The 4,747-nt window shown below is 32.3% G+C and carries 4 protein-coding genes and 1 pseudogene; 2 read left to right on the top strand and 3 right to left on the bottom strand.

Annotated elements, in window-relative coordinates; genetic code table 11:
- The first annotated feature begins 156 nt into the window (after positions 1-156).
- Both ACIQ2I_RS08010 and ACIQ2I_RS08015 read left to right on the top strand, forming a co-directional pair.
- The gene (locus ACIQ2I_RS08010; RefSeq protein WP_396181900.1) at positions 157-678 is read left to right on the top strand and encodes a DUF4252 domain-containing protein; all 522 of its coding nucleotides are present in this window, start codon (positions 157-159) and stop codon (positions 676-678) included.
- Positions 679-682: 4 nt separating this feature from the next.
- Positions 683-1,216 (top strand): DUF4252 domain-containing protein, encoded by a 534-nt coding sequence (locus ACIQ2I_RS08015; RefSeq protein ID WP_396181901.1) that lies wholly within the window; start codon positions 683-685, stop codon positions 1,214-1,216.
- 5 nt (positions 1,217-1,221) lie between these two features.
- Here ACIQ2I_RS08015 and ACIQ2I_RS08020 read toward each other — a convergent pair whose 3' ends face one another.
- The 3 genes and pseudogenes from ACIQ2I_RS08020 to ACIQ2I_RS08030 all read right to left on the bottom strand — a co-directional run.
- Entirely contained in the window at positions 1,222-4,017 is a 2,796-nt protein-coding gene (locus tag ACIQ2I_RS08020; RefSeq protein WP_396181902.1) for a GH92 family glycosyl hydrolase, read from the bottom strand.
- A gap of 84 nt (positions 4,018-4,101) precedes the next feature.
- On the bottom strand, positions 4,102-4,509 hold the full coding sequence (locus tag ACIQ2I_RS08025; protein WP_396181903.1) for a hypothetical protein: 408 nt from the start codon (positions 4,507-4,509) through the stop codon (positions 4,102-4,104).
- 14 nt (positions 4,510-4,523) lie between these two features.
- Positions 4,524-4,747: pseudogene (locus ACIQ2I_RS08030) on the bottom strand (DUF2807 domain-containing protein); the annotation flags it as partial.

Here is a 4,747-nt window from a genome sequence, read left to right on the forward strand (position 1 = left end):
AAGAGGAAGAAACTTTAAATTAGGATTAAACTTTAAGTTTTAAAATTTATTAAAACGTAATATTGGGTAAGCATTTTATTTTTGTAACAATTATAGTACAATGTTGTCTTATATTTGGAATAGATTTTGATAATTAGATATTTAAAATAGTAGGTTATGAAAAAAATTATTGTTTATGTTGCTTTGATGATTTCATCTTTGGTGTTTTCACAAAACGCTTTTGATAAATTAGAAGATAAAGAAGGTGTAGAAAGCATTGTGGTTTCTAAAAAAATGTTCGAATTAATGAGCAAAGTTAAAGTTGATGCAAAAGATAAAGAAATGCAACAATATATGAGTTTGCTTAAAAAATTAGATAATTTGCAAGCGGTTTATACCTCACAATCTAAATGGAGCGGTGATTTAAATGCTGCAGCATCGGCTTATTTAAAATCGAATCCTTTAGATGCCATTTCGTCTTCTACGCAAGATGGAAATATGATTAAAGTTTATGGAAAAACAGATGCTAATGAAACCAATGTAAAAGAAGTTTTAGTAGTGGTAAATGGTAATTTCAATGGTGTAAAAACATCAATTGTCTCCATAAAAGGTGATTTTCCTTTGAATGAAATTGCCTTAATTGTAAAAAAGTTAAATCTTCCAGGTGCCGATATTTTAAGTAAAATTGATAAAAATTAATCGGATGAAGAAGTTATTTTTATTTGCTATTTTAGCCTTAACATTTAGTTGTAAACAAGAAGCTACTTTACAGAAATACTTTGTGGAAAGCGGCGAAAAAAAGGAATTTATGTCTTTAGATGTTTCGTCTTCTATTTTAAATATCAATGAAACCAAATTATCTGCTTCCGAAAAAAAAGCATTGGCTTCTTTTGATAAAGTAAACATTTTAGCTTTTAAAAAAGATGGAAAAAATAATGCACAATATTCAAAAGAAATTAAAGAAGTTAAAGAAATTTTGAAAGATACGGTGTACCAACCTTTAATAAAATTAAATGGAGTAGGGCAAAACGCTTCTATAATGTTAGTTGGCGATAATAAACAAATTGACGAATTAATATTGTTTGGCAATAAAAAAGAATTAGGTTTTACAGTAATTCGAGTTTTAGGAAACGATATGAAACCTGAAAACGCGATGGAATTTTTAAGTATTTTGCAAAAATCAAATATTGATATGGAGCAATTGAAACCTATTTTAAATTTCGTGAATAAGAAATAACTTTTTTATTTAACGATTATCTCATCCACAAAAATAAACGCATCACCACCAAAACCTTGATGCCATTCAGGTAATTTTCCGAAGTTCTTGGCAATAACTTTTACATAACGTGCTTTTTTACTTTTGATTTCATTAGAACTAAAATTTATAATGGTATTTTCTTCTACTTTTGGGTCTAACGTGTTGTTTACCGAACCGAAATAAGTAAAATTCACATTATCATCTGAAATGTAATACTCCACTTTGGTAGGCATTACAATCCACGAACGTTGGTCTTGTAAGAAACGAGCTGAAATTTCAGAAATGTTTTTTACTTCTTGCAAATCCACCACTGCTTCAAAATCCTGACTTTGATAGCCTTGCCAATCGCCTTTTCGCCAGTTTTCCGTTCCTAAAATTCCGTCAAGCAACCCTTCTGAACCACCAGCATGATATTGCGGATTGTATTTGGATTTGATGTTGATGGTATAGTTGTTAGGTTTTTTGAAGAATTGGGCGAAAATGGTGTTGCTTTGAGAATTATTATTGAAAACATAACTCGAAATTGTTGCATTTTGCTGAATTTCAAAAGGTTGATTATATAATTCAAATGATTTTTTTTCTAATGTTTCAACATAATTACTTATTCTAAAATAAATTTTATCATTCGGATTTTGAGATTTCAATTCAATCTTTAATTTATCTTTAAACGCTTTACTTTCAGCTTGAATTACAGGAACAGGAGTGATTAATTTAAATAGAGGTTTATCAACTATTTCCATTCCAAATTGTGGTAAAATTCCACTAGCATTTGGTAAATGAAGATAATTAGGTTTGTTGCCATAAATACTAACTTTTGCGTCTAAAAAAGGTTCGTTTATATCCCATATGGGTTGCCCCGGCGTCACCGCATAAATTCCCATCGCACTTAACACATACCACGCACTCATTTGACCACAATCTTCGTTGCCTATTAATCCATCAGGAGTGTTTTTGTAAAAATTATTTAAAATATACTTTACTTTTTCATTAGTTTTTTCAGGTTTGCCTACATAATTGTACAAATAGGCCATGTGGTGACTAGGTTCGTTGCCGTGTGCGTATTGCCCGATTAAACCTGTAACATCCACTTGTTCTCTACCTGTAGTCTTGCTTTCAGCATTGAAAAGTGCGTCTAACTTAGCTTCAAACTTTTCAGGTCCGCCATAAGCTTGAATTAAACCTTCTATATCTTGTGGTACAAAAAACGAATACTGCCACGAATTTCCTTCCGTAAAATTATTATTCACTTCTCTTGGGTCAAAAGGTTTATCCCAACCACCGTTTTTCTTTGGCCGCATAAAACCCGTTTCCCAATCGAAAATATTTTTCCAATTTTGAGAACGTTTCATGAAATATTGATAATCTTCTTGCTTGTTTAAAATTTGCGCCATTTGGGCAATACACCAATCATCATAGGCATATTCTAAGGTTTTAGAAACGCTTTCGTGTTCGTCATCCATCGAAATAAAACCGTTTTTTTTGTAGGCATCCAAACCCAAAACATCGCGCATGGCTGATGCTTTACTCGCTTCAAAGGCTATTTCGTAATCAAAACCTGTAATGCCTTTTGCCATCGCATCGGCGATTACAGAAACCGAATGATAACCAATCATACAATCGGTTTCATTGGATGCTAATTCCCAAACGGGTAATCTACCGCCTTGTTCGTATTGTTTGATAAACGTATTAATGTAATCCGAAGTTCGCTTTTTATCGATTAAGGTGTATAACGGATGCGCACCTCTAAACGTGTCCCAAAGTGAAAAAACCGTGTAATAATCAAATCCTTCCGCAACATGAATTTGGTTGTCTCTTCCTCGGTAGTTGGAGTCTAAATCTTGTGCAATATTTGGTTGCATCATCGTGTGATACAAAGCGGTGTAGAAAATCGCTAACTTATCTTTATCATCAGAAGTGACTTCAATTTTTGATAATTCCTTGTTCCAAAGATCTTCTGCATCTTGTTTAACTTTTTCAAAATCCCAATGTTCGATTTCGGAACTGTTTAGTTTAGCACCTTCGTAACTTGTTGGCGAAAGCGTTACTTTTACGAGGATTTTTTCTCCTTTTTTGACAAGTTTGGAGAAACTTAAAGCCAATTCAGTTCCTTTGTATATTCCGTCTAATTTAGTGTTTTCCTTGTTTTCTTCTTTAACTAGATTCACTTTCAAAGGCACATTGAACTCAATTCGAGCATAAACAAATTGATCTCTTGCCCAAGCTTCGCTTCTTCTTAAAACTTCAATGGTTTTATCATCAATTACTCTAATTTTTCCTTCCAATAACTTATCGCGGTGATTCAAATCCAAAATAATATTTGCTTGTCCAGCTTTATTAAACGTATATTCATGAAAACCAACGCGGGTTGAAGTGGTTAATCGCACATCGATATTATGTTTGTCTAATTTCACGGAATAAAAACCAGCGGAAGCTTTTTCATTGGTATGCAAAAATGTAGAAGCATACACTTTATTTTCAAACGAAGGTTCGCCCATGGTTGGCATCAACATAATATCACCGTAATCGGAAACACCGGTTCCATTCAAATGCGTGTGCGAAAATCCATAAATTGTACTATCATCATAATGATACCCACTGCAACCATCCCAACTGCCATCAATACGCGTATCTGGGGAAAGTTGTACCATTCCATATGGTACTGTTGCGCCAGGAAATGTATGTCCGTGACCGCCAGTTCCAATTAATGGATTGACGTGTTTGGCAAAATCTTGTGCGAATAATAAAGTGGGAAGTAGTATAAATAAAATTGCTTTCTTCATAAGAATAGAATAATGTTGATGTAAATTTCAACAAACTATTTGAAAAAAGCAATTTTATAAGAAACTAAATCGGTTGGGTGAGGTTTATTTCCCTATCACTCCAAAACGATTTATTTTATGTAATTTAGTTGTGTTTTCTTCTTTTATTGTATTTGCTTCAAAGGTGAATTTTTTATCGTATAGTTTTCCATTAAGAAAATAAGTAAGCATAAAATGATTGTTTAATTGCAAAACATTGTTTTCTAATAATTCAATTTTTATAGCTGTTTCAGGAAGCACTTCATTAAAAACGTGACGAAAATTTCCTGTTTTTCTTTCTTCCCCATTAATTATTCCAGAGGCACTAGAAACCACCATAGCCATTTCTAATTTTTCTGAAGTGTTATTTAATAAGTAGGCATACCAAGTGTTTTCACCAAAATCTTCATTCCATTCTTTAATAGCCACCACATATACATTTTCTACTTCTGGAATAATTATGTCTTTTTTCATTTGAAGCTACTACTTTACTTTATTTTTTTAGATAGCGTAGCCGTGTTAGTGAAAATCTTTAAATCTACTTTTGGTTCACCTAATAAATCAATTTGTGTGTTTCCTGAAGCGGAAATTTCAATTGTTTTTTGCGCATTAACCGAACATGAGGTGTAGCCTTCAGCTATTAATTCCATATCAATTACTGTGAATTTTTTTGCCATTAAATTAGAATTATTATCTAATCTTATTTTGGCAA

The organism is Flavobacterium sp., assembly GCF_044368995.1.
In the GTDB taxonomy this organism is placed as follows: Bacteria; Bacteroidota; Bacteroidia; order Flavobacteriales; family Flavobacteriaceae; genus Flavobacterium.